The following is a 21,503-nucleotide window of genomic DNA, read 5'->3' on the forward strand; positions in this document are numbered from 1 at the left end:
CTTGATGAAAGGTTATTTCTCGCGAACGCGGGAAACGTCGAATTTTGTAAAAACCATCATCCCGATAGCCAGCGCCACAAAAGCAACCTCGAGAAGGTAAGACTTATCCAAGCCGATCGATGCATGCTTTCCGTAGAAGCCTTCCCGAAACATCATGACCACGTGAGTCAAGGGGTTGATCAGCAAGTAATCCACGAAGGGATGGGGCATCGACGAGGGAACGTAGAAGACCCCTGAAAGGAGAAAAAGCGGACGGCTGACGATCTGGTAAATTTTCTCATAGATCGGGAAAAGGAAGAAACCAACCATGTTTGCTAGCGACACGCCAAGGGCTAGCAGCCACGCGAGCATGACCGCTTCGATGATGACTTCCCAGTTAAGTGTCGGCGCGTGACGGGATGTTTGCATTGCGCCGAGCAAGACGATGCCGGAAACCACCGCTGAAGTAGCGCCTTGAAGAATGAGGCGGCTCACCACTGCATCAATTGGGGCAACGATCGGATAGCTCATCAGGGATCGGTTGGCACTGATCGATGATGTTAAATAGCCTTCCATCGTCTTGAAAAGACTGAACCCGATATACCCAGTCGCGTAGAACAGAACGTAACTATCACCCAGTGGCGGAATATGGGTGAACGCTCCCATGATCACCGACATAATTGCGATGAACGCTATCGGCTCGAGGAAAGCCCACAAGTAACCGCCTGGGTTCCTGCCGTAACGAGTAGCGATTTCCCGCATGACAAATGCGGACACGATTCGCGCGTGTATCTTTATGTAAGACATGTCGCTCATTCATCATGAATCGTTGAGCCGGCGGGTCTTGTAGACAATGGTGAGGCTTTGGTCAAAATCTAAGCGCAAACCGCCTCCACCATCCGCACCAAGTCGTCATTTAGGCAAACCTTACCAAAAACGGAGTTCTCGATGCTCCTCCCAGACTGGCGCCGCCTCGTAAGGCGCGCTTGGTCGCTGCGGCTTATCGAAATCGCGGCCGCAGCTGACCTCATCCTCAACGTCGTTCCCTTCGTCTCCGACTGGCTTCCGTGGTGGCTCACCCTCGCGCTGCTCGTCGCTGCTTGGGGCGCGCGTCTCATTGCCCAACCTGAAAAGGAACAGGCCAATGCCAATCAACAAGATCTTGCCGTCGAGGCGGGCTAAGGCGGCCGTTGCCGCTGCGATCATCGCGGCTGCTACAAGCGGCTGGGCTGCCCTGTTCGGCGGCGCGGCACCTATTACCGCCACCGAGATCCGCGCAGCCATTGCGCAGGGCTATACGCCGCCGGCGGTCACGCTTGCGATCGACAAGCTCATCAAGCCTTGGGAGGGCGTCCACACCGTCGCCTACAAGGATATCGTCGGCGTCTGGACGATCTGCTGGGGCGAAACAAAGGGCGTGCGGCCCGGCATGCGCAAGACGCTTGCCGAGTGCGACGACATGCTTAAGAAGCGCGTCACCGCCGACTACTATCTCCCGCTAGTTGACGGCGTTCGCGGCTTTGCTTCCGCACCGGTGAGCCTGCAGTCATCGATGACGTCGCTGGCCTACAACGTCGGTTCCGACGGCGCGCGCGGCTCGTCTGCAGCTCGTCACCTGACTGCCGGCCGATACAAGCAGGCATGCGAAGCTGTAACGGCGTGGAATAAGGCCGGTGGCCGCGTAGTGCGCGGTCTCGTAAACCGTCGCGAGATGGGCGACGCGCAGCGGATCGGCGAGGCCGAGCTCTGCGTTTCTGGACTGTCTTCGGAGGCGCGGACATGATCGCACTCCTTGCAAACAAGGCCGGCGCCAAGGCCATTGCGGCATTGATCCTCGTTCTATCGCTCATGGCTGGCGCGTGGTGGATCCACAGTCACGGATATCAGGCGGCCGTCCTCGTCAAAGACGCAGAGATCGCCACCATCCTCCGCGACGCCGCCCAAGCCGATGCCGACGAGCAGCGCCGACAGACCATCGCCAACAACGCGGCGAAGAAGCGGGAGGCCGAGGCCATCGCCGCGCTCGAAGCCGAACAGGCCGCCAACATCGAACTGAGAAGGAAGCTGGCCAGTGAAGCTCGGCAAGATCCTGATGCTGACAAGCCTAGCCTTAGTGCTGGCAGCGTGCAGCGTATCAACCAAGTCCGTTAGCCCGGTAAAGCCGCCGGCACTGGCACGGCCAGACAGCGCGCTGCTGCGCGCATGTGAGAGGCCGGTTCTGCTGGAGCAGGGACCGCTTACGCAGGCCGAGGTCGAAGAACTTTGGATCATCGACCGCTCCGCATTGCTTGCCTGCTATCGCCGCCACTTGGCTCTTCGCAACTACATCATCGATCGCGACGACGCGCTGCGGGGCGCCCTATGACCGGGCCGGAAATTATGGCCGTGGTCGGCTTCTTCGTCATGCTCTCCGCGACGCTGTGGGGCATCTGGTGGCGGATTGAGGGCAAGGTCAAAGAGGCCAAGGATGGTGCGCTGGCCTCGGCCTCTGCGGCGCAGGCCCTTGCCGCGATGGCTCGAGATGACCTTGCCGCTCACAAGCTACACGTTGCCGAGCATTACGTGAGCAAGCAGGGCCTGCGCGAAACGACGGACCAGATCATGGAGGCCATCAGCGGCGTAAAAAGCGCCGTAGAGCACATGACCGTCCGTATCGATCGGGTTGTCGAAGGACAGCCAAAGGCTCGCACTACTCGGAGCAGCTGATGCCAGATTTCAGGTTTCCACGCCTCAGCGGGTTGCTTGGAATGATGCGCGACATGGGCGGTCGCACACCGGCACAGATCGCTGACTTCGATGAAGCCCTGTCCTATCTCGACGCGGCCTTGGCTACTCTATTTGGCATGTAACCCCACCGCCCTGACATCAAAGGATGGGTTAGCTGGTTTTCGAGATTGCCGAGGCTTTCAAAGCTTCGGCCTTCTTTTCCAGGTCTGCCCACGCTGCGGCTTTGTGATCCTGCAACTGCCAGATCGGTATCTCGACCAACTCAATCATGTGCGTGTGTTTGATGGCCGCTTCCGATAAATAACTGCCTGAATGTGTTAAGTCCGAGGGTTTCATAAAGATGATACCCACTTCGAATGTTCGAGGATTGATACCGAGGATCGCGACGCCAGGATCGACGTTCTTTCGTTTGACCATGGTCTTCATCCCTCCTGACTACGTCATCCGTCGGATCATCGACATGACCCGCTCTGTCTCTTCCACGCTGCGGTGAGCCAGCATCAGGTTGTCGGCAAGATCGCCCAGTGCGCCAAGTGCTTCAACGCGCGTCCACCCGGCCGTGACTGCAGTAGCAACGAGATCGATGACCGCGGACTCCATAGCCTCTTGGCAGGCGATTAGTCTGTCGGGGTGGTCATCTGGAAGGTTTGGGTGATCTATGTCCATTGTAAGGAGATGGGGCGCGTTTGTCCTTTGGCAATGTTTCAGTTCTCGACCCAGGATAAGCTCGGTTAGCGCTCTTATGGCTCACGATGTTCGATCCAGGGAGACCGCAGGAGATGCAGCGAAACACCGTGCCTATCGCCTTGCCATCCGCAGGCAAAGTCGCCATGTCGATAGACACGTGCCGATTGCAGGGAGAGCAGTAGACGTGCAGGGTTAGGTTGAGCGCCAGCATTCCGGCCCATGTCGTGTTGTCAGTCATAGTCCGTCAGCGATTTCCGCCGCCGCCAGTCTTGCCTCACCGTGACGTGGTAGGCCGCGATACAGCCGTGGCTGATGCTCCGGGCAATACCAGAGCGTTATCGACCTGCTTTCCTCAAAGCCGTAGCAGCCCCATTTCGTGCAGCCGTCGTGGTCGCAGTAATGCTCCACCAAGGTTGCGTCGGATCGTGCTGTTCGGCTTTCATCACTCATGTTCTGTATTTGTTCTATAATTTGAGAACCGTCAAGCGCCCTCTGCCTCACCGCGGAGGGCGCTTTTTTTGTTTTTGACAATTCCGAATGTAACCACCAGCGTCCCGGTCACCATCACCACAACAAGAGGAGACCGCCATGAAGCTCAGACGCATCGCATACGCAGCCCTCGCAATCGCTCTTTCGAGCGCCGCTTATTTCGTCGCACCGACCGTTGCGGCATACACCGCGCATCCGGCCACTGAGGCTGCGACCGTTAAGGTCATCCTTACGAGTGGACATGGCTCAGGCGTCCATATCGGTAACGGTTTTGTCGTCACTGCTGCGCACGTCGCCGGAAATGCTGCGACCGTGGAATTGAAGACAAAGGACGGCAAGACCCGGCCAGCCGATGTCCTCTGGATCAACAGGGCTTACGACATCGCACTGCTGCGCACGTCGCCGGAAATGCTGCCTGCGGCCAACCTGACTTGCAGAATGATCAGCGAGGGCTCGATCATCGAGGCCGTCGGCAATCCACAGAAGATCGAATTTGTGTCTGCATACGGCAAGATTGCCGGCGCGCCTCGCGAAGTCGGCCCATGGAAGTCTGTGTTCGTCACCGACATCACGACCGTGCAAGGCCAGTCTGGCGGACCTGTGTTCGCCGACGGCAAGCTCGTCGGCATCACTGTCGGTGTCATGTCCGCGCAGGCTGGCTTTTCTTCGTCGCTCGTTGGCTTTGGATTTGTTGTGCCTTCGTCGGATGTTTGCGCGCTGTTGGGGCGCAAGGCTTGATGACAGAGGCAAGCAAGGATGCGCAGCTGGAAATTGCGACGCAGTGGTTGGATGAGGCGGCAATGCTGCTGTCGGAGTTCAAGCGCAGTAAAGAAGCGGCGAACCTCCGGCGCGTGGCGAAGGACTGCGAACGATTGGCCAAGGTCGCCTAACTACCGGGCCGCGCGAATGCGGCCACCAATCACCACATCACAGGAGACTTAATGAGCAACCGAAGTAGCGGTGGGCCCGCGTTCCCGCTTGAGGAAGAAGGCAGATACTCGAACGTAGGCATGAGCCTCCGAGATTACTTCGCAGGGCAAGCCTTGATGGGTCTGGCGGCATTTAGTCGTGATGCCAGTGGCGACAACAAGCCAGAACATTTCGCTCGTTGGTCCTATGCACTGGCCGACGCGATGATTGCCCATGCAGCCCAGGAGACCGCCACTTGAGCTACCACAACATCCCACCCGAAAACATCGAACAGGCCGGCAGACTATACGCCGATCACAACAGCATCCGCGCCGTCGCGAAACTCATGGGCATCGGTTATGGCACGGCCCACAAGTACATTCACCGCGCATCGGAGCGGGGTCTGCTAGGGACGGATCCGGTTTTGCCGGGCTTTGCCATCAAGTCGATCGCCAGCAAACAGGGCGATGCCTGGATCAAGCAGACGAAGGCGCCCGGTGAGGTTTTCGCGCTTCCGCAGGGGCAGATCGTCAAAGGCGTGTCCGCACTCGTCGACGGACAGGGCAGGGAAGTCGCCAAGTGGATCAAGACCACGACGGACGCGGATAATGCCGCTGCGATCTTTGCTGCCGCGGTCGATGCCCTCAAGGAAGACCTGCCGCGCATCACCATCATGCCGCCGCCGGCAGCCGTTGAATCGGACTTGCTCAATCAGTTTACAGTGACCGACAACCATTTCGGGATGCTGTCGTGGCGTGAGGAGACCGGATCCGATTACGACCTGCGCATCGCCGAGCAGCTTATCCTCGACTGGTTTGCTGCGGCGATCGCCAACGCGCCGCAGGCTCACACGGCCGTCCTGGCGCAGATCGGCGACCTGATGCACCATGACGCGCTCGAGAGCGTGACGCCGGCGCACAAGCACGTTCTGGACGCTGACAGCCGCCTGCAGAAGGTGATCCGCGTCGTCATCCGAACCATCCGCCGGATCATCGACATGCTCCTGCAGAAGCACCAACACGTCCACGTCATCATGGCGTCGGGCAATCACGATCCGGCCTCATCGGCATGGCTACGCGAGATGCTGGCCGCCATGTACGAGAACGAGCCCCGTATCTCGGTCGATAACAGCCCGTCTCTCTACTATGCCTACGAGTGGGGCGCGACAGCTCTATTCTGGCATCACGGACACAAGCGAGGCGTCAACAACGTCGATGCGACCCTTGCCGGGATGTTCCGCGAACTCTACGGCCGGAGCAAGTTCGCTTACGCGCACATCGGCCACCTGCACAGCGACGAGGGCCGCAAGTCAGGCCTGATGTATGTGGAGCGCCACGAAACGCTTGCCGCGCCTGACGCCTACGCGGCTGGCGGTGGATGGCTATCCGGTCGGTCAGCAAAGGTCATCACTTATTCCAGGCAGTACGGTGAGGTCGGTAGATCCACGCTGCGGCCTGAAATGGTCGCGGGCAAGTATGCGGCGGCGAATGACAATGTGCGGGACAGGGCGGTGGCATGAGCCAATTCATCCTGGGGGACGACGCCCACAACTATCCATGCGTCGGTGGCGATAGCGCTGGTCACTTTCGTCGGCGAATACCGAACACTCAAGAGACCGCAAAAGGTCATCACATACCAACGTTTCGCAGACACTGCGATGGACCGGACTGCATTGCGTGGCGGTATCAGGATGAGGAATTCACGCCGCCAGACGATCGACATTCTGAGCCAGGATACTGTGGCTTAGCGGGACGACCAAGAACTAACTAATCACCGCACCGCCGGCCTCACCACCCGGCGGCAATCACCCACAAGAGGAGACTAGAATGCTGATGGAATCCGCATCCAGAGAAATGTCGACAAAACTTGCTGAGCAGTTCGCCAAAACGGCAAACGACAGCCCGGCACCAGCCTACACCCACGCCGCCGCCATCAACATCTTCGCGGCCGACTGCCATGGCCGCAGCCGCAAGGCCGGCTGGTACACCGACCTGGCGACCGGCAAGGCGCTGGACCGCAACGTGCCGGAAATGCTGATGCTCATCGTGTCCGAGATCAGCGAGGCGATGGAAGGCTTCCGCAAGAAGCTGGACGACGACAAGCTGCCGCACCGGAAGATGATGGAGGTCGAGCTTGCCGACGCCATGATCCGCATCGGCGACCTGGCAACGTTCATGGGCTACGACCTCGGCGGCGCGATCGTCGAGAAGATGGCTTACAACGACAACCGCGAGGATCATCGCATCGAGAATCGGCTTAAGGCCGGTGGGAAGGCGTTTTGATGTCGAAGGTCGCGAAGCACAAAGGCCTGCTAGAGGCGCACAAACTGCTGCTCGCATATCATGAAGAGATCGCATCGGAGCACGAGCGCTTGCCCGCATCATTCTTCGGCAGGCCGACCAAGCGTCACCATCAGTTGATCGGCGCAAGTCGGGCGCTCGTCGAGCTAGGAAGGCGCATGGTTATCCTTGGCGCCGAGATAGTCGCCGAAAAGGAGGCCGCATGATGCCCGGTTATACCGTTTCCGCAGATCTGGTAACAACCACCTTCGCCCCACTCGACAAGTATGTCGCTGCGAACGACAACGTGCCTGCACCGCGCGCAGCTGCGGTCACTGCATCCCTTCGGGGCAAGGGCATCTACCCGCCAGAGCGCCACGGCGACTGGATGCAGACCTACTCCGGTCGCCAGTTCTGGCCCATGGACCCAAGGCCGGAAGAAGTCCACATCGAGGACATTGCCCACGCCTTGAGCCTGCAGTGCCGATACGCGGGCCACTGCATCCAGTTCTATAGCGTCGCCGAGCACAGCTGCCACGTCGCTCTCTGGCTGCTGCGCGAGTTTGGCCCGATGACGGCGATGTATGGCCTGCTGCACGACGCCAGCGAGGCCTACCTCGTCGACGTGCCGCGCCCGGTGAAGCCCTACCTGACCGGCTACAAGGATGCGGAGACGAAGGTGCAGGACGTGGTGCATGTCCGGTTCGGCCTTGGCGTGGGCATACCCAAGGCCGTGAAGGAGGCCGACGATCGCATCATTGCCGACGAACTCGTGAACCTGCGGCCGATGGAATGGCACAAGCGGTTCGATGACCCGCTCGGCGTTCGGATCGGATGCTGGAAGCCTGACGCGGCTGAGGACGAGTTCTTGTCCATGTTCGTCATGCTGGATCGGAAGATGCGTGAGACGGGGAGGGTAGCTGCGTGAGTAAGGATGACATCGGCTGCTTTGCCGGCCTTTCCTATGTTGCTGTGGCGCTCGTCGTGTTCGGCTTCTTCGTGAAGACTTTCATTGCCAAAGGTCCGGCGGCAATGATCGTTGGGATTGGCGTTGCCGCCTTCTGGCCCGCATCAGGTTTGATCTGGTTGGGGACGTGGCTAGCATGACCCAATACGTCCTGCTGAAACGAGATCTCTACGAGAACCCCGGCCACATGGGATACACAGGTATTCGAGACAAGGCGGGCACCTGGCCGGCCGAGGATTTCGCCTGCCACGGTATCCCGATCAAGGAGAATTACTCGCCGAAGGAGCGCGACAGCTACGCCATCCCGTTCGACGTCGCGCCGGAGTTCACCAACGAGTGCTTCCACGACCTGTCGCTGGCGCACCTGCGCGGGAAGATTGACCGGCTTCAAGAGGCGTTAACGCCGAGCGGCGCGACCAAGGCGGCGTATATCGGCGAGTTCAGTTTCGACATCGCCGACCGAAACGAGGACGGCGAAGAGTGCTCGCGCAACGTCGTCGTGCCTTGGACGACGGTAAAGGAAATCATGGCGGCAATTCGGTCGCGAGCGGAAATGAAGGAGGCTGCGTGATGAATTATCCAAGTAGTGAACATGGGTTCATTGGAACTCGCGAACAGCTTGCTAATGCTCTCTACGAGTGCGGCGAGCGAAACGGGGCGACGGCTTCGGCAGTCTGCAAAACCGCGGCAGACCTGATCCGCGCAGAGGACTTGGATGCCGACGCTCGTGCCGAAGATTTGGCTGGTCGGGTATGGGCTTACTTCGACCGAACTGGTGGAGCGACTGCTACTCGCTGGTTCAACGAGAACAAAACACTCAACGGTCCCGCTCACATTATCGAGCTTTGCCGCAAGGCAATGAGCCCATCTCCGTCACCCGGTATCCGCACATGACCACCATCAAACGCGGCGACGAGATCGTCTGTATCGACGACGGCATCTACGCCGAGCAGTACCTCGGCATCACCAAGGGCCAAATCTACAAGGCCCGATGGATAGGCCCGGTTACCAGCTACATGAACGGCGACTACATCGGCGTGAGGCTGGAAGGCATCAACCGCGGCGTCTGCCCTGAGTTCGGTGACGAGGATCCGCCTTATCGGGCAAGCAGGTTCCGACCGGTGGTGAAGCCAGGCGCGCTAGCGAGAAAACTAGAGGAGGCACTATGAGCGAAGGCAAGTGGAATGATTGGGCCGGTGGCAAGTTTATGCCAGTCCCGGCCGACGCGATCGGTGACGTGCGGTTGCGCAGCGGCAATGAGATGCTCGGCGTGAAGGCCAGTGACGTGCTCTGGGGAAAGCCGAAGTGCCCTGTTGCAGCCAACGACAACTTCCGCAACGGCGGTGAGATCGTCGCGTATCGATTTGAAGGGGAGGCTGCGTAGTGTGGCCATTCAAACGAAAGCCGCCACCGGAGCCTGAAATCCACATCTGGGAGCTGCCGCTCATGTGGGTAGAGGCTCAGCGAAAAGCACGCCAGAGGTGGGAAGACTTCTGTCGGGAACAAGACGAGAAGAGGAGACAGGAACACATGACCATAGAATCACAAGACGATGGCTGCATTGCCGAGGTGCCGTTCGAACTTCGCGGGCTCGGTGCGGCAATTGGCAAGGTGCCGGCCAACGATAATAGCTTCTTCGATCGCGCCATGGCCGCACCGGGCACTCTGCCGTCCAGCAACCCGAAGCGTGCATTCGGTGTCCGCAAGCCGTCTGCTCAATTCATCCCGCCGGTGGCCATCGTTGAGGAAAGTGCAGTCATGGCTCTCGGTGCGGCCAAGTACGGGCCTTTCAACTGGCAAGATGAGCCTGTTGATGCCACCACCTACTACAGCGCGGCCATCAGGCACCTGCTGCAGTGGTTCTCTGGTGAGGACCGGGACGCTGAGAGCGGAGCTTCGCATCTGGCTCACGTCAGGGCATGCATGGGCATCTTGCTTGACGCGCAGGCGGCGGGCACGCTGATCGACGACCGGCCAGACTGCGCTTCGGCTGGAGACGCGATTGAGAGATTGAAGAAGTCTGCATGACTGATCTTGAAAAACACGCTCTCCGGTTTGCCACGAAGGCCCACGAAGGCCAGGTGCGAAAATACACAGGCGAGCCCTACATCAACCATCCCATGGCTGTGGCGGCAATTGTCGCCACGGTCGAGCACACGCCTGAAATGATCGCGGCGGCCTACCTTCACGACGTAGTTGAGGACTGCGGTGTGACACTGGCGGAAATCAAAGAGCGATTCGGTGGCAAGGTCGCGACCCTGGTGGCCTACCTCAGCGATATCTCGACGCCCTACCACGGCAATCGAGAGGACCGCAAAGCCCTTGACCGGCAGCACATCGCACTTGCTCCGGCTGATGCCAAGACCATCAAGCTCGCCGACCTGATTGACAACACCAAGACCATTGCCGCTCTCGATCCGAATTTTTGGAAGGTCTACCGCAAAGAGAAGCAGCGTCTCCTGGAAGTTCTGAACGACGGCGATCCGGCCTTATGGGCACAGGCGGCCGCTCAATGCGAATGATTATTGCGGACCATCTTGCTGAGCGGCATGCTGACGTGAGCAAGTACAGCGTGACGATTAATGATGAGGATGGCGTCGCAACCTTCCTTCTTTTCGATCTGAGTGGAGCCGTCGCAGGTTATCAGCAGTACCGCCCTGCGGCGGACAAAGTGAAGAAGAATCACCCGCGCGAGGGCCGCTACTTCACATACAAGTCGCCGGGCCGAAACGCCGTGTTTGGTCTAGAGAGTTGGAGCTGGAGCCGTCCTCTCTACCTCGTCGAGGGCATATTTGATTGCGTCCGGCTGCATAATCTCGGACTGTCCGCCATCGCTACGCTATCCAACGATCCGAGGCCGCTTAGATCTTGGCTGACGGCCACAGGCAGGCGGATCCACGCAATCTGCGACGCCGGGGAGGGCGGACGCAAGCTAGCGAGGTTCGCACATCGACACGTGACATGCGCTGAAAAGGATCTCGGCGCGATGTCTGATGCCGAGGTGGTAGAAACGGTCGGACGATTTACCTGAAACAAAAGCCCGTCAGCCTCACCGCTGGCGGGCTTTTCTAGTTTACGTCAGCCCCTCCGCCGAAACCACCCGATAAGGCCGGCCATAGGCTCGCCCCGTTATCCACAGGTCGTATGTCTCTCGCCCCATGGCGGAGCGCGACCTAGCCAGTACGATGGCTTGCAGATCGCCGCAGCGGACAGCGGCGCCGATTCGGAATTTCCAATATGCCTGATAGATGCGCCGTCTTCGAGTTGGCGGATCTTGGTATGCGACTGCCATCAGCATTGTAGTGAAGCCTTGCCAATGATCCCGGTACGCAGCACCGGAGCCGGGGGTTCACAACACGCCTCGAAGACGTGCCGATACGCCTTTAGGCCGAAGCCCTGGACATACGCGCACCGCCCGCCGGCCATGAAGCCCAGGCAATGCGCCTGCCGCTAAGCAGCGCATACGTTCAGCTGGCTCGCTTGCGCGAAGCCTATTCGAGGTCAGGGTTGTGAAGCCCAACGTGCGTTATAGATATGCGGCGGGTGAGCGCAACATGTGATTTAGCATATATGAGTTATCGGACGTCGATAGGGCGCTTGCGCAACCGACGATAGGCCGGTACTATATCGGAATAACAGTCAAGCAACCGGCGTCCCGGTTTGCAGTCGAACCGTAAGCCTTTGAAATGCGATAGAGCGTTTTGGAAGCAGTTCGCAACCATCTAATCAAAACCATTGAATAAACACCTAGCTTCTAAGCAGTAGGTCGCAGGTTCGAGTCCTGCAGGGGTCGCCACCTAATTCGTCATCTGAAGTATCACATCAGAAATGTCTGCTCGGGCTGCCGAATAGCGGTACGGGGTAGGCGTAGCTGCCATCGGCTGCGAAGCCGTTGCGGTACAGGCATGCGCGGATCGCGGCGCGGTTGAGGAAGTTGTCGCTGCGCGGATGTCCTCTCAACGGCTGGGCGGCTTCGATCTCGCAAGCCTGTTGCGCGGCGACAAAACGCAGGTCGACATCCGTGCCCTCGGTGATCGCAATGCTTCCATAGGTGATCGATGCGGCCGAGGCTGCGCCGAACGGCAAGAGAGTGGCTATGGCTAAGACGGCTGGCAGCGCTCTATGTTTCATCACCCGGTCCCCTTGAATTGCCACGCTCAACGTCAATCGCGCAATTTTGTTCCTTCGTGTGCGCCGCAACCAGATTTTACCCGTGCTTGTTCGCATCTGCGAAACGGCTTTTCGGATTCCCTATCTGAGCGTTTTCGGATATGTTTTGTCGTATCGGTTCCGTTGCATCGCGCAGGGGAAGGTAGATTTGGCGCATGGAGCAGGAGCTCCACGAGTGGCGCCTTCAATACATCGAGATCGGTTTTTGCAGGCTGCACGGGGCGGCCCGGACCTTTGCTATGTCGTTGAGCCTTCGAGTGGGGATACATATGAGCAGACATTCGCGTGCGGCGATCGCCGCCGGTGCCGCATTTTTCATGATCACCGCGGCGGGTGTCGCGCAGGCGCAGGAGCGCCCACTGATCTGGCAGCCGACGAAAAATTCCGACACGAGCTATTCCGTCAGGCTGGGTATGAAACTGCCGACCCGGCTGGAGCCCGAGGCTGGTTTCAATGTCGGTGTCGATGCCAACAAGCGCGGCAAGATCGTCGAAACGCCGTTGCGCTTCTGGAGCCGGATCAAGGCCGCCGAGGCCAACCGGCCGGCCTACGAGATGCGCCGGCATATCGGCGTCAGCATGGACCAGACGGCCGATACCGCATCGATCAGCATGAAGTCCTATGAAAAGCAGATCGCTACGCCTTCGATCAATGTCGAGCGTCAGGCGGATTATGTTCTCCGCTACGACGGCACCCAAGGCGATTGGGTGGGGCTCGATGTGACCCAGTCGATCAAGGTCAAGCGGCCGGATACGGGCACCGCCTTCGTCGCCGGAGCAAACAGCACCGCCAGCTTCGAGACGATCGGGGCGAGTTTTGGTGTCGAGCAGCAGTTCGGCCCCAACATCACTGTGAGCGGCAATGTGAACCGCAGCTTTACCGACCAGACCACCGTGTCCAGCGTCAATGCGCGTTATTCCTACAAGTGGTGAACCTCGGCGCTGGGCCGCATGCCGTAAACGAAAAGGGCGCCCCGAGAGGCGCCCTTCGTCGTTCCAGTCCTGGCCGCCTGCTAGTGCAGGATCTGGCTGAGGAAGTTGCGGGTGCGTTCGTGCTGCGGATTGTCGAAGAATTCCGCGGGAGAATTCTGTTCGACGATCTGGCCCTGGTCCATGAAGATGACGCGGTTGGCGACCTGGCGGGCAAAGCCCATTTCGTGGGTGACGCACATCATGGTCATGCCTTCCTCGGCAAGGCTCACCATCGTGTCGAGCACTTCCTTGACCATTTCCGGGTCGAGAGCCGAAGTCGGCTCGTCGAACAGCATGATCTTCGGCTTCATGCACAGCGAGCGGGCGATCGCCACGCGCTGCTGCTGGCCGCCGGATAGCTGGCCGGGATACTTGTGGGCCTGCTCGGGGATCTTGACGCGCTTCAGGTAGTGCATCGCGATCTCTTCGGCATCCTTCTTCGGCATCTTGCGGACCCAGATCGGGGCCAGCGTGCAGTTTTCCAGGATAGTCAGGTGCGGGAAGAGGTTGAAGTGCTGGAACACCATGCCGACTTCGCGGCGCACTTCATCGATCTTCTTCAGATCGTTGGTGAGCTCGATATTGTCGACGATGATGTTGCCCGACTGGTGTTCTTCCAGGCGGTTGATGCAGCGGATCATCGTCGACTTGCCGGAGCCGGACGGGCCGGCGATGACGATGCGTTCGCCCTTCATCACCTTGAGGTTGATGTCGCGCAGAACATGGAAATCGCCGTACCACTTGTTCATGCCGATGATTTCGACGGCGGTGTCGGTGGCGGAGACGGTCATTTTGGGTTGGGCTTCAGCCATTTTAATCCCCTTATCTTATTCGGTGTCGGTGTTAGCGCTTGTGGGCCGTGTCGAGATGCCGCTCCATGAAGGCGGAGTATCGCGACATGCCGAAGCAAAACACCCAGTAGACAAAACCTGCGAAGACCAGGCCGGTGATCGGGGTCACGGGCGAAATCCAGGTCGTGTCGGTAAAGTTGAGACGGATGATGTTCAGGAGGTCGAACATGCCGATGATCGACACGAGCGAGGTATCCTTGAACAGGCCGATGAAGGTGTTGACGATGCCGGGAATGACCAGCTTGATCGCCTGCGGCAGGATGATCAGGCGCATCTTCTGCCAATAGCTGAGGCCCAGCGAATCCGCACCTTCCGCCTGACCCTTCGGGATCGCCTGCAGACCGCCGCGGATGACCTCGGCCATATAGGCTGAGGCAAACAAGGCGACGGCGATGAGCGCCCGCAGGAAGTTGTCGAACGTCCAGCCGGTCGGCAGGAAGAGCGGCAACATGACGTTTGCCATGAACAGGACGGTGATCAGCGGCACACCACGCACGACCTCGATGAAGGTCACACAGAGCGTCTTGATCACCGGCATCTGCGAGCGGCGACCGAGCGCCAGAAGCGTGCCGAGCGGGAAGGACACCGCGATCCCGACGAAGGACAGGATCAGGGTGACCATCAGGCCGCCCCAGAGCGGGGTTTCTACGACCGGAAGGCCGGCGACGCCGCCGTGAAGCAGGAAGAAGGCGACGATCGGGAAGATGACGAAGAGCAGAAGGGCATTGAGGCCCTTGCGTGGTGCCTTCGGGATCAGCAGCGGCACGAGAAGCGCCACGAACATGATCGTCACGAGAATCGGACGCCAGCGTTCGTCGAGCGGATAGCGGCCGAAGAGGAACTGCACGAAGCGGTCCTCGATGAAGGCCCAGCAGGCGCCTTTCCAGCCGTCGGGCTGAATGCCGCCCTGGGCGATCGTCGCGCAGACGGACCGATCCGGGCCGAACCATGCGGCCTGGATGAACAGCCAGTTCACGGCACCTGGAATGATCGCCACGAGAATGGCGATGGCAATCAGCGTCAGGACCACATCCTTCGGCGTTGCCAGAAGGTTGGTTCTGATCCAGCCGGCGAAGCTGCCGACTGCGATGGGGGCCGGTTCCGGCGCCAGCATTTCGCCGCGCACGAAGGAGATTTTCTTTTCGGACATGGGCTTATCTCTCCACCAGCGCCACTTTGGCGTTGAACCAGTTCATGAACAGCGAGGTGGCGATGCTGATGGTCAGGTATACGATCAGCCAGATCGAGATCACTTCGACGGCCTGGCCGGTCTGGTTCATGGTCGTGCCGCCAGTCGAAACCAGTTCAGGGAAACCGATCGCAACGCCGAGCGAAGAGTTCTTCGTCAAGTTGAGATACTGGCTCGTCAGCGGCGGGATGATGATGCGCATGGCCTGCGGTACGACGACCAGGCGGGTCGTGGCGGACGGCTGAAGGCCAAGAGCAAAGGAGGCTTCCGACTGCCCCTTGGACACGGCGCGGATACCGGCGCGGATGATTTCCGCGATGAAGGCTGCAGTGTAGAAGGACAGGGCCAGATAGAGCGCGACGAACTCAGGTGCGATGACCGAGCCGCCTGTCAGGTTGAAGCGTCCGGCAACCGGGAAGTCGAAGGTCAGCGGTGCACCGGCGACCAGAAAGCCCAGGACCGGCAGGCCGATGATGAGCGCGATGCCCGTCCAGACCGTGTGGAACTGCTGGCCGGTGCGCATCTGGCGCGCCTTCGCCCATTTGGCAACCACGACGGTTGCGACGATGCCGATCAGCAGGCCGATCAGGATCAGCGATGCGCCATCGCCCCAGACGGGCTTGGGGAAGAACAGCCCGCGATTGTTCAGGAACATGCTGAACGGCATCTGCAACGATTCACGCACCTGGGGCAGGGACGACAGAACGCCCGAATACCAGAAGAAGATGACGAGCAGCGGCGGAATGTTGCGGAATACTTCGACATAGACGGTGCAGAGCTTGGCGATCAGCCAGTTCTTCGACAGGCGTCCGATACCGATGATGAAGCCGATGATGGTCGCGGTGATGATACCGGCGACGGCAACGAGAAGCGTGTTGAGAAGGCCGACGACAATCGCCCGGCCATAGGTGCTGTCACTGTTGTAACCAATCATCGAGAAGCCGATGTCGAAGCCGGAGCGGCCGGACAGGAAGCCGTAACCGGAAGCGATATTGGCCCTGGCGAGATTGGTTGCGACGTTGTTGCTGATCATCCAGATGCCGCCGACGACAATGACGGCCGTCAAAATCTGGAAGAAGATGCTGCGCACCTTCGGATCATATAGAAGGGATGTCTTGGCCTCTCCCTTTGGAGGTGACACACGTATGGCGTGATCAGTCATGCTTGCCTTTCCCCGCAGCCTTGGCCTTTGGCCTTATTGGTCGTGGCTATCGTACTTTTCTTATCGTTATGAAAAGTAAGGCGGCTTGCGCCGCCTTACCGTTCTCTTGATCGCCGGGATCAGCGAACCGGCGGTGCGTACTGCAGGCCGCCCTTGGTCCACAGGGCGTTGAGGCCGCGCTCGATCTTGAGCGGCGTGTTCAAGCCGATGTTGCGCTCGAAGACTTCGCCGTAGTTACCAACACCCTTGACGATGTTGTAGGCCCAGTCGTTGGTCAGGCCGAGGTCGGTACCGATCTTGGTATCGGCTTCGGCGCCGAGGAAGCGCTTGATGTCGGGGTTGGTCGAGTTCTTCATCTCGTCGACGTTAGCCTGGGTGATGCCGAATTCTTCGGCCTGAACCATGGCGTAGCCTGCCCAGGTTACAACGTCGAACCACTGGTCGTCGCCCTGGCGAACGGCCGGGCCGAGCGGCTCCTTGGAGATGATTTCCGGCAGGATGACGTGGTCAGCCGGGTTGGACAGCGACAGACGCAGCGAATACAGGCCCGACTGGTCGGTCGTGTAGACGTCGCAACGGCCGGCCTGATAGGCGGCGTTGACTTCTTCCAGCTTTTCGAAAACGACCGGCTTGTATTCCAGGTTGTTGGCGCGGAAGTAGTCGGCGAGGTTGAGTTCGGTCGTCGTGCCGGACTGGACGCAGACTGCGGCGCCAGACAGTTCGAGAGCCGACTTCACGTTCAGCGAGCTCGGGACCATGAAGCCCTGGCCGTCATAGTAGTTGACATAGCGGAAGTTGAAGCCCAGCGCGGTGTCGCGGCTGACGGTCCAGGTGGTGTTACGGGCGAGAAGGTCGATTTCGCCGGACTGCAGCGCCGTGAAGCGGCTCTGGGCCGTCGTCGGCGTGTAGCGTACCTTGGTTGCGTCGCCGAATACGGCAGCGGCGACGGCCTTGCAGTAATCGACGTCGAGGCCGGTCCAGTTGCCGGCGGAATCAGGCTGCGCAAAGCCGGCAAGGCCGGTGTTAACGCCGCACTGAACAAAGCCCTTCGCCTTGACGTCATCGAGCGTGGCTGCCGATGCTACCGAGGCGGAGCCCAGGACCGCAGCGCCAATCGCGGCTGACAGAAGCGTCTTTTTCATTTTCCCAACCTTTGTTTGTAGTTTTGTGTCGTGGTGATACCGAGCCGCTCCCCTAGCGTGTATTTTGAATACGGCCGGTTGCTTGTCACCCCTCCAGGTGCAAGTCGCGCTATCTCATTCGTAAAAGCATTTAGGGTCAAGTCTCGGCTGCGTGAATTGAGACCAAAATGAGGTAAATTTAATTTTTATGCTCAGTGGTTGAGCAAATGCGCAGTGTTTGATCGGTCGCTGATCAAAATGCGAGCTATCCGGGATGTGGATGATGTTGTCTCAACCTTGCGGCGTGGCTGGCGGGCTTGACCGAAGAACTCGACGGCGCGAGAAGAGGCTTCCTGCCCACGAAAGTTACTTCCCGATATGACCAAGAAATCTTCTCTGCTCGATGCCGCCGGCGTGAACACCCGTCTCGCCCATATCGGCAACGATCCTTCGGCCTATCACGGCTTCGTCAATCCGCCCGTCGTACACGCCTCGACCGTGCTGTTTCCCAACTCCGCTGCTATGGAAAACCGCACGCAGCGCTACACTTACGGCACGCGGGCGACGCCGACGACGGATGCGCTCTGTGCCGCGTTAGATGAATTGGAAGGCTCGGCAGGAACGATCCTCGTCCCGTCGGGGCTTGCGGCGATTTCGGTCCCGTTTCTCGCCTATCTCTCGGCCGGCGACCATGCGCTGATCGTCGATTCGGTCTACACGCCTTGCCGTCATTTCTGCAACACGATGCTGAGGCGTCTCGGCGTCGAGGTCGAGTATTACGATCCCGAGATCGGCGCCGGTATCGAGGCGCTGATCAGGCCGAATACCAAGCTGGTCCATACCGAGGCGCCGGGTTCCAACACGTTCGAAATGCAGGACATACCCGCCATCGCGGAGGCGGCGCACAGGCACGGCTGCGTGGTGACGATGGACAATACGTGGGCGACCCCGCTGTTTTTCCGCCCGCTCGATTTCGGCGTCGATGTGTCCATTCATGCGACGACGAAATACCCGTCTGGCCATTCGGATATCATCATGGGCTCCGTGTCGGCCAATGCGAAGTGGTGGCCGCAGCTTGAAGAAGCGCGCATCGCCATGGGAATTTGCGGTGCGCCCGACGATTCCTACCAGATCCTGCGCGGCCTGCGGACGATGGGCGTGCGCCTCGATCACCACCAGAAGAGCGCGCTCGCGATCGCCCAGTGGCTTGAGGGCCGCGACGACGTGGCGCGGGTGCTGCATCCGGCGCTGCCGAGCTTTCCGGGGCATGCGATCTGGAAGCGCGACTTCAAGGGCGCGAGCGGCATCTTTTCCTTCGTGCTGAGCGCCGATGCACAGAAGGCGAAGGCCAAAGCCCACGCGTTCCTCGATGCGTTGACATATTTCGGCCTCGGCTATTCCTGGGGCGGGTTCGAGAGCCTTGCCTTGCACGTCAACCTGTCCGACCGGACGATCTGCAAGCAGGCGGCGGACGGCCCGGTCATCCGTCTGCAGATCGGGCTGGAGGACGTGGTCGACCTGACACAGGATCTGGAACGCGGCTTTGCTGCGGCTTCCGCCGTCTGATCAGTCCGGCCTGTAGCCGTAGAGCCAGTCAAGGTCTGCCGCGAGCGATTGCGGCGGACGCAGTGACAGGACGAGATCGCGGCCTATGCGGAAAGGTCCGCGGGCGTGATAGGCGAAACGGTTGAAATCGCCGCGTGCCTTGACGCGCTTGGCCCTCGGTATGCGAAGGCTTTCATATCGGCTTAGTGCGGAGGGCAGGTCGCTTGAGGCCTCGACCGACCGGGCGAGGATTTCGGCGTCCTCGATGGCCATCGCGGCCCCTTGCGCCGAAAACGGCATCATCGCATGGGCCGCATCTCCGATCAGTACGATATCACGGCCATTGTGCCATTTGCCGGGCGTGACCTGGTGCAGAGGCCAGAAGGTCGGCAGGCCCGCCTGTGATAGAAGTGCTGCGACATCCGGGTGCCAATGGCGGAACTGGTCGATCAGCATCTGTTTCTGGCTGTCGCTCGCCTGGGCGTCCCAGGTTTCGCCGGGACTGATGCCGGAGGCGATGGCGACGATATTGAATGCGCTTTTTTCCTTCAGGGAGTAGGCGACAAGATGGGTGGACGGGCCCAGCAACGCCGTCACACTGTCGCGGCGCAGCCATGTCGGCGCACCTTCCTGCGGAATGGTGAAGCGCCAGGCAATATTGCCGGAAAAATCGGGCTGAGGCGCTTCCGGCACGGATGTTCTGACATTCGACCAGACGCCATCGGCGCCGATCACCAGCGGGTAGGTTTTGCCGGTGATCGTCCTGAGCGCTTCCACCGGATTGCCGCGAATGGCGGTGCCGAGTGTGACCGTGCAGAGCGGGTTGCGTTCAACGGCGCGGAGCAGCGCCATCTGCAAAGTGGACCGGTGGAGCACGCCATAGGGCGCTCCCCAGCGCCGACGCGCGAATTCGCCGGATGGTACTTCAGCGATGCATTTGAGCGAGACGCCGGAGACGAGCGCGATTTCGCTCGGTTCCGTCCATAAAGGCTCCAGTTCTTCCAGTATGCCGAAGTCGCGCAATATGGCCGACGCGTTGGGCGACATTTGCAGGCCGGCGCCTACTTCCACGAGCTGGCCGGCCTCCTCGAAAATATCGCATGCGGTTCCGTAGCGTGAAAAGCTCAGCGCTGCCGACAGGCCGGCCATGCCGGCCCCGACGATTGCTATCCTGTCTAGATGCATAGGCTTATCGTATGCGCGTTATGTCACGCGGCCTTGACGTGGAAGACGCAGCCCGGCGGATCGGTCTGCTCGGCCTTGAGGCCCGGATTGTAGCGGAACAGCGTCGAGCAGTAGGAGCAGACCTTCTCGTTGTCGTCGCCCAGATCGATGAAAATATGCGGATGGTCGAAGGGAACGGACGCGCCGGTGCACATGAATTCCTTCACGCCGATCTGGATGACCGGATAGCCGCCGTCGTTCTGGAAGTGAGGAATGCTGTGGCCAGCCATCATGATCTCCCTGCAGATGATTTGTGCGGCGGACCTTATAGCGGCGCCTCTCGAATGTGTAGGGGAAATCTCGCGGTTTCTCTCGTCATGGGCGAATGCCCGGCGTCCGCCGTTTATTTTTTACGTCGGGGCCTCTATAGGACGTTTCGCACGATTAAGGATCGAATACCGATGAACCTGAATGCTCCTGTCTTCTCGTCCTTCACCCATGACGGTATCAACCTGCGCTATTTCGACGAGGGCAACCCGTCCGGCGAGCCGGTTTTGCTGATCCACGGTTTTGCGTCGAGCGCGCTGGTCAACTGGGTGCATCCGGGATGGCTTAAGACACTCGGCGATGCCGGCTACCGGGTGATCGCGATCGACGATCGCGGTCATGGCGGCAGCGACAAGCCGCTGGATGCTGAAGCCTATCGTCCGTGGGTGATGGCGGAAGACGCGGTGGCGCTACTCGATCATCTGGGCGTCCCCGAAGCGCACTTCTTCGGCTACTCGATGGGCGCGCGCATTTCCGTATTTGCCGCGCTTGCCCATCCCGACCGCGTGCGTTCGCTGGTTCTCGGTGGCCTCGGCATCGGCATGACCGACGGGGTCGGCGACTGGGATCCGATCGCCGACGCGCTGCTTGCGCCGGTCGTCGAGGAAATCACCCATGAGCGGGGCCGCATGTTCCGCAATTTCGCCGACCAGACGAAAAGCGACAGAGAGGCGCTCGCCGCCTGTATTCGTGGCTCGCGTGATCTCGTCGCCCGCGCCGACATGGGCCGGATCGAGGTGCCGACGCTGATCGGCGTCGGTACGAAGGACGATATTGCCGGTTCGCCGCAGGAGCTCGCCGACCTCATGCCGTATGCCAAGGCGCTCGATATCCCGAACCGTGACCACATGCTGGCGGTGGGCGACAAGGTGTTCAAGGCGGCGGTTCTGGAATTCTACGCGGAACAGGCGAAAAGCTAACAGGTTCTCTCAACGTCACGATCAACGGAATGCGATTTTGCAGCCG

33 protein-coding genes are annotated in these 21,503 nt (G+C 59.9%); 23 read left to right on the forward strand and 10 right to left on the reverse strand.

The features are described 5' to 3' along the window. Positions 1-12 precede the first annotated feature (12 nt). The gene (locus AC0JZ4_RS13375) at positions 13-795 is read right to left on the reverse strand and encodes an ABC transporter permease (protein WP_471886855.1); all 783 of its coding nucleotides are present in this window, start codon (positions 793-795) and stop codon (positions 13-15) included. 132 nt (positions 796-927) lie between these two features. Between AC0JZ4_RS13375 and AC0JZ4_RS13380 the strand changes: the two genes are divergently transcribed. The 5 genes from AC0JZ4_RS13380 to AC0JZ4_RS13400 all read left to right on the forward strand — a co-directional run bounded on the left by AC0JZ4_RS13380 (position 928) and on the right by AC0JZ4_RS13400 (position 2,828). Beyond that, complete coding sequence (locus AC0JZ4_RS13380; protein ID WP_471886856.1) at positions 928-1,161, forward strand: DUF7940 domain-containing protein; 234 nt, start codon at positions 928-930, stop codon at positions 1,159-1,161. Continuing rightward, positions 1,124-1,762, forward strand: coding sequence for a lysozyme (locus tag AC0JZ4_RS13385; protein WP_471886857.1), 639 nt, complete (start codon positions 1,124-1,126; stop codon positions 1,760-1,762). The genes AC0JZ4_RS13380 and AC0JZ4_RS13385 overlap by 38 nt, the downstream gene beginning before the upstream one ends. Further along, entirely contained in the window at positions 1,759-2,130 is a 372-nt protein-coding gene (locus AC0JZ4_RS13390; RefSeq protein WP_471886858.1) for a hypothetical protein, read from the forward strand. The genes AC0JZ4_RS13385 and AC0JZ4_RS13390 overlap by 4 nt, the downstream gene beginning before the upstream one ends. Positions 2,131-2,340: 210 nt before the next feature. Further along, the gene (locus AC0JZ4_RS13395) at positions 2,341-2,685 is read left to right on the forward strand and encodes a hypothetical protein (protein ID WP_471886859.1); all 345 of its coding nucleotides are present in this window, start codon (positions 2,341-2,343) and stop codon (positions 2,683-2,685) included. Continuing rightward, positions 2,685-2,828: a hypothetical protein gene (locus AC0JZ4_RS13400; RefSeq protein ID WP_471886860.1), complete on the forward strand. Its 144-nt coding sequence runs from the start codon at positions 2,685-2,687 to the stop codon at positions 2,826-2,828. Before AC0JZ4_RS13395 ends, AC0JZ4_RS13400 begins: the two co-directional genes overlap by 1 nt. A 28-nt stretch (positions 2,829-2,856) precedes the next feature. Here the strand turns inward: AC0JZ4_RS13400 and AC0JZ4_RS13405 are convergent, their stop codons facing one another. Together AC0JZ4_RS13405 and AC0JZ4_RS13410 are read right to left on the reverse strand one after the other, a co-directional pair. Continuing rightward, complete coding sequence (locus tag AC0JZ4_RS13405) at positions 2,857-3,123, reverse strand: hypothetical protein (protein ID WP_471886861.1); 267 nt, start codon at positions 3,121-3,123, stop codon at positions 2,857-2,859. An 18-nt stretch (positions 3,124-3,141) separates the two neighbouring features. Then, on the reverse strand, positions 3,142-3,306 hold the full coding sequence (locus tag AC0JZ4_RS13410) for a hypothetical protein (RefSeq protein ID WP_471886862.1): 165 nt from the start codon (positions 3,304-3,306) through the stop codon (positions 3,142-3,144). Between the two features lie 675 nt (positions 3,307-3,981). Between AC0JZ4_RS13410 and AC0JZ4_RS13415 the strand changes: the two genes are divergently transcribed. The 15 genes from AC0JZ4_RS13415 to AC0JZ4_RS13485 all read left to right on the forward strand — a co-directional run bounded on the left by AC0JZ4_RS13415 (position 3,982) and on the right by AC0JZ4_RS13485 (position 11,068). Further along, positions 3,982-4,620, forward strand: a complete 639-nt coding sequence (locus AC0JZ4_RS13415; protein ID WP_471886863.1) for a trypsin-like peptidase domain-containing protein — start codon at positions 3,982-3,984, stop codon at positions 4,618-4,620. Beyond that, positions 4,620-4,772, forward strand: a complete 153-nt coding sequence (locus tag AC0JZ4_RS13420) for a hypothetical protein (RefSeq protein WP_471886864.1) — start codon at positions 4,620-4,622, stop codon at positions 4,770-4,772. Before AC0JZ4_RS13415 ends, AC0JZ4_RS13420 begins: the two co-directional genes overlap by 1 nt. A 51-nt stretch (positions 4,773-4,823) precedes the next feature. Next, complete coding sequence (locus tag AC0JZ4_RS13425) at positions 4,824-5,051, forward strand: hypothetical protein (RefSeq protein WP_471886865.1); 228 nt, start codon at positions 4,824-4,826, stop codon at positions 5,049-5,051. Beyond that, positions 5,048-6,310 (forward strand): oxidoreductase, encoded by a 1,263-nt coding sequence (locus AC0JZ4_RS13430; protein ID WP_471886866.1) that lies wholly within the window; start codon positions 5,048-5,050, stop codon positions 6,308-6,310. Before AC0JZ4_RS13425 ends, AC0JZ4_RS13430 begins: the two co-directional genes overlap by 4 nt. A 307-nt stretch (positions 6,311-6,617) precedes the next feature. Further along, complete coding sequence (locus AC0JZ4_RS13435; RefSeq protein WP_471886867.1) at positions 6,618-7,073, forward strand: nucleoside triphosphate pyrophosphohydrolase family protein; 456 nt, start codon at positions 6,618-6,620, stop codon at positions 7,071-7,073. Beyond that, positions 7,073-7,297, forward strand: a complete 225-nt coding sequence (locus AC0JZ4_RS13440) for a hypothetical protein (RefSeq protein WP_471886868.1) — start codon at positions 7,073-7,075, stop codon at positions 7,295-7,297. Before AC0JZ4_RS13435 ends, AC0JZ4_RS13440 begins: the two co-directional genes overlap by 1 nt. Continuing rightward, on the forward strand, positions 7,294-7,998 hold the full coding sequence (locus AC0JZ4_RS13445; protein ID WP_471886869.1) for a hypothetical protein: 705 nt from the start codon (positions 7,294-7,296) through the stop codon (positions 7,996-7,998). The genes AC0JZ4_RS13440 and AC0JZ4_RS13445 overlap by 4 nt, the downstream gene beginning before the upstream one ends. Next, positions 7,995-8,177 (forward strand): hypothetical protein, encoded by a 183-nt coding sequence (locus tag AC0JZ4_RS13450; protein WP_471886870.1) that lies wholly within the window; start codon positions 7,995-7,997, stop codon positions 8,175-8,177. Before AC0JZ4_RS13445 ends, AC0JZ4_RS13450 begins: the two co-directional genes overlap by 4 nt. Continuing rightward, positions 8,174-8,608 (forward strand): hypothetical protein, encoded by a 435-nt coding sequence (locus AC0JZ4_RS13455; RefSeq protein ID WP_471886871.1) that lies wholly within the window; start codon positions 8,174-8,176, stop codon positions 8,606-8,608. The genes AC0JZ4_RS13450 and AC0JZ4_RS13455 overlap by 4 nt, the downstream gene beginning before the upstream one ends. Beyond that, positions 8,608-8,931: a hypothetical protein gene (locus AC0JZ4_RS13460; RefSeq protein WP_471886872.1), complete on the forward strand. Its 324-nt coding sequence runs from the start codon at positions 8,608-8,610 to the stop codon at positions 8,929-8,931. Before AC0JZ4_RS13455 ends, AC0JZ4_RS13460 begins: the two co-directional genes overlap by 1 nt. Next, complete coding sequence (locus AC0JZ4_RS13465) at positions 8,928-9,206, forward strand: hypothetical protein (RefSeq protein ID WP_471886873.1); 279 nt, start codon at positions 8,928-8,930, stop codon at positions 9,204-9,206. The genes AC0JZ4_RS13460 and AC0JZ4_RS13465 overlap by 4 nt, the downstream gene beginning before the upstream one ends. Next, positions 9,203-9,421, forward strand: coding sequence for a hypothetical protein (locus AC0JZ4_RS13470; RefSeq protein ID WP_471886874.1), 219 nt, complete (start codon positions 9,203-9,205; stop codon positions 9,419-9,421). Before AC0JZ4_RS13465 ends, AC0JZ4_RS13470 begins: the two co-directional genes overlap by 4 nt. Before the next feature lie 146 nt (positions 9,422-9,567). Beyond that, positions 9,568-10,065 (forward strand): dATP/dGTP diphosphohydrolase domain-containing protein, encoded by a 498-nt coding sequence (locus AC0JZ4_RS13475; RefSeq protein WP_471886875.1) that lies wholly within the window; start codon positions 9,568-9,570, stop codon positions 10,063-10,065. After that, complete coding sequence (locus AC0JZ4_RS13480) at positions 10,062-10,559, forward strand: HD domain-containing protein (protein ID WP_471886876.1); 498 nt, start codon at positions 10,062-10,064, stop codon at positions 10,557-10,559. The genes AC0JZ4_RS13475 and AC0JZ4_RS13480 overlap by 4 nt, the downstream gene beginning before the upstream one ends. After that, the gene (locus AC0JZ4_RS13485; RefSeq protein ID WP_471886877.1) at positions 10,550-11,068 is read left to right on the forward strand and encodes a hypothetical protein; all 519 of its coding nucleotides are present in this window, start codon (positions 10,550-10,552) and stop codon (positions 11,066-11,068) included. Before AC0JZ4_RS13480 ends, AC0JZ4_RS13485 begins: the two co-directional genes overlap by 10 nt. Before the next feature lie 791 nt (positions 11,069-11,859). On the opposite strand, the gene AC0JZ4_RS13490 is transcribed toward AC0JZ4_RS13485, so the two are convergent. Beyond that, entirely contained in the window at positions 11,860-12,168 is a 309-nt protein-coding gene (locus tag AC0JZ4_RS13490; RefSeq protein ID WP_471886878.1) for a hypothetical protein, read from the reverse strand. A 308-nt stretch (positions 12,169-12,476) separates the two neighbouring features. On the opposite strand from AC0JZ4_RS13490, the gene AC0JZ4_RS13495 reads away from it, so the two are divergent. After that, a complete protein-coding gene (locus AC0JZ4_RS13495; protein WP_471886879.1) occupies positions 12,477-13,139 on the forward strand; it encodes a hypothetical protein in 663 nt (220 codons plus the stop codon). A gap of 80 nt (positions 13,140-13,219) precedes the next feature. Here the strand turns inward: AC0JZ4_RS13495 and AC0JZ4_RS13500 are convergent, their stop codons facing one another. From AC0JZ4_RS13500 to AC0JZ4_RS13515, 4 genes are all read right to left on the reverse strand, one after another. After that, a complete protein-coding gene (locus tag AC0JZ4_RS13500; RefSeq protein WP_471886880.1) occupies positions 13,220-13,990 on the reverse strand; it encodes an amino acid ABC transporter ATP-binding protein in 771 nt (256 codons plus the stop codon). A gap of 31 nt (positions 13,991-14,021) precedes the next feature. Continuing rightward, positions 14,022-15,179, reverse strand: coding sequence for an amino acid ABC transporter permease (locus AC0JZ4_RS13505; protein WP_471886881.1), 1,158 nt, complete (start codon positions 15,177-15,179; stop codon positions 14,022-14,024). Positions 15,180-15,183: 4 nt separating this feature from the next. Further along, a complete protein-coding gene (locus AC0JZ4_RS13510; RefSeq protein WP_471886882.1) occupies positions 15,184-16,380 on the reverse strand; it encodes an amino acid ABC transporter permease in 1,197 nt (398 codons plus the stop codon). A gap of 119 nt (positions 16,381-16,499) precedes the next feature. Then, the gene (locus AC0JZ4_RS13515) at positions 16,500-17,522 is read right to left on the reverse strand and encodes an amino acid ABC transporter substrate-binding protein (protein ID WP_471886883.1); all 1,023 of its coding nucleotides are present in this window, start codon (positions 17,520-17,522) and stop codon (positions 16,500-16,502) included. A 357-nt stretch (positions 17,523-17,879) separates the two neighbouring features. On the opposite strand from AC0JZ4_RS13515, the gene AC0JZ4_RS13520 reads away from it, so the two are divergent. Continuing rightward, complete coding sequence (locus tag AC0JZ4_RS13520; RefSeq protein ID WP_471886884.1) at positions 17,880-19,067, forward strand: cystathionine beta-lyase; 1,188 nt, start codon at positions 17,880-17,882, stop codon at positions 19,065-19,067. On the opposite strand, the gene AC0JZ4_RS13525 is transcribed toward AC0JZ4_RS13520, so the two are convergent. Both AC0JZ4_RS13525 and AC0JZ4_RS13530 read right to left on the reverse strand, forming a co-directional pair. Continuing rightward, entirely contained in the window at positions 19,068-20,231 is a 1,164-nt protein-coding gene (locus AC0JZ4_RS13525) for an FAD-dependent monooxygenase (RefSeq protein ID WP_471886885.1), read from the reverse strand. Positions 20,232-20,254: 23 nt separating this feature from the next. Then, the gene (locus AC0JZ4_RS13530) at positions 20,255-20,500 is read right to left on the reverse strand and encodes a zinc-finger domain-containing protein (protein WP_025603238.1); all 246 of its coding nucleotides are present in this window, start codon (positions 20,498-20,500) and stop codon (positions 20,255-20,257) included. A gap of 171 nt (positions 20,501-20,671) precedes the next feature. Between AC0JZ4_RS13530 and AC0JZ4_RS13535 the strand changes: the two genes are divergently transcribed. Further along, positions 20,672-21,457, forward strand: coding sequence for an alpha/beta fold hydrolase (locus AC0JZ4_RS13535; protein WP_471886886.1), 786 nt, complete (start codon positions 20,672-20,674; stop codon positions 21,455-21,457). Positions 21,458-21,503: the final 46 nt, after the last annotated feature.

It is taken from the genome of [Rhizobium] kunmingense (genome assembly GCF_977018605.1).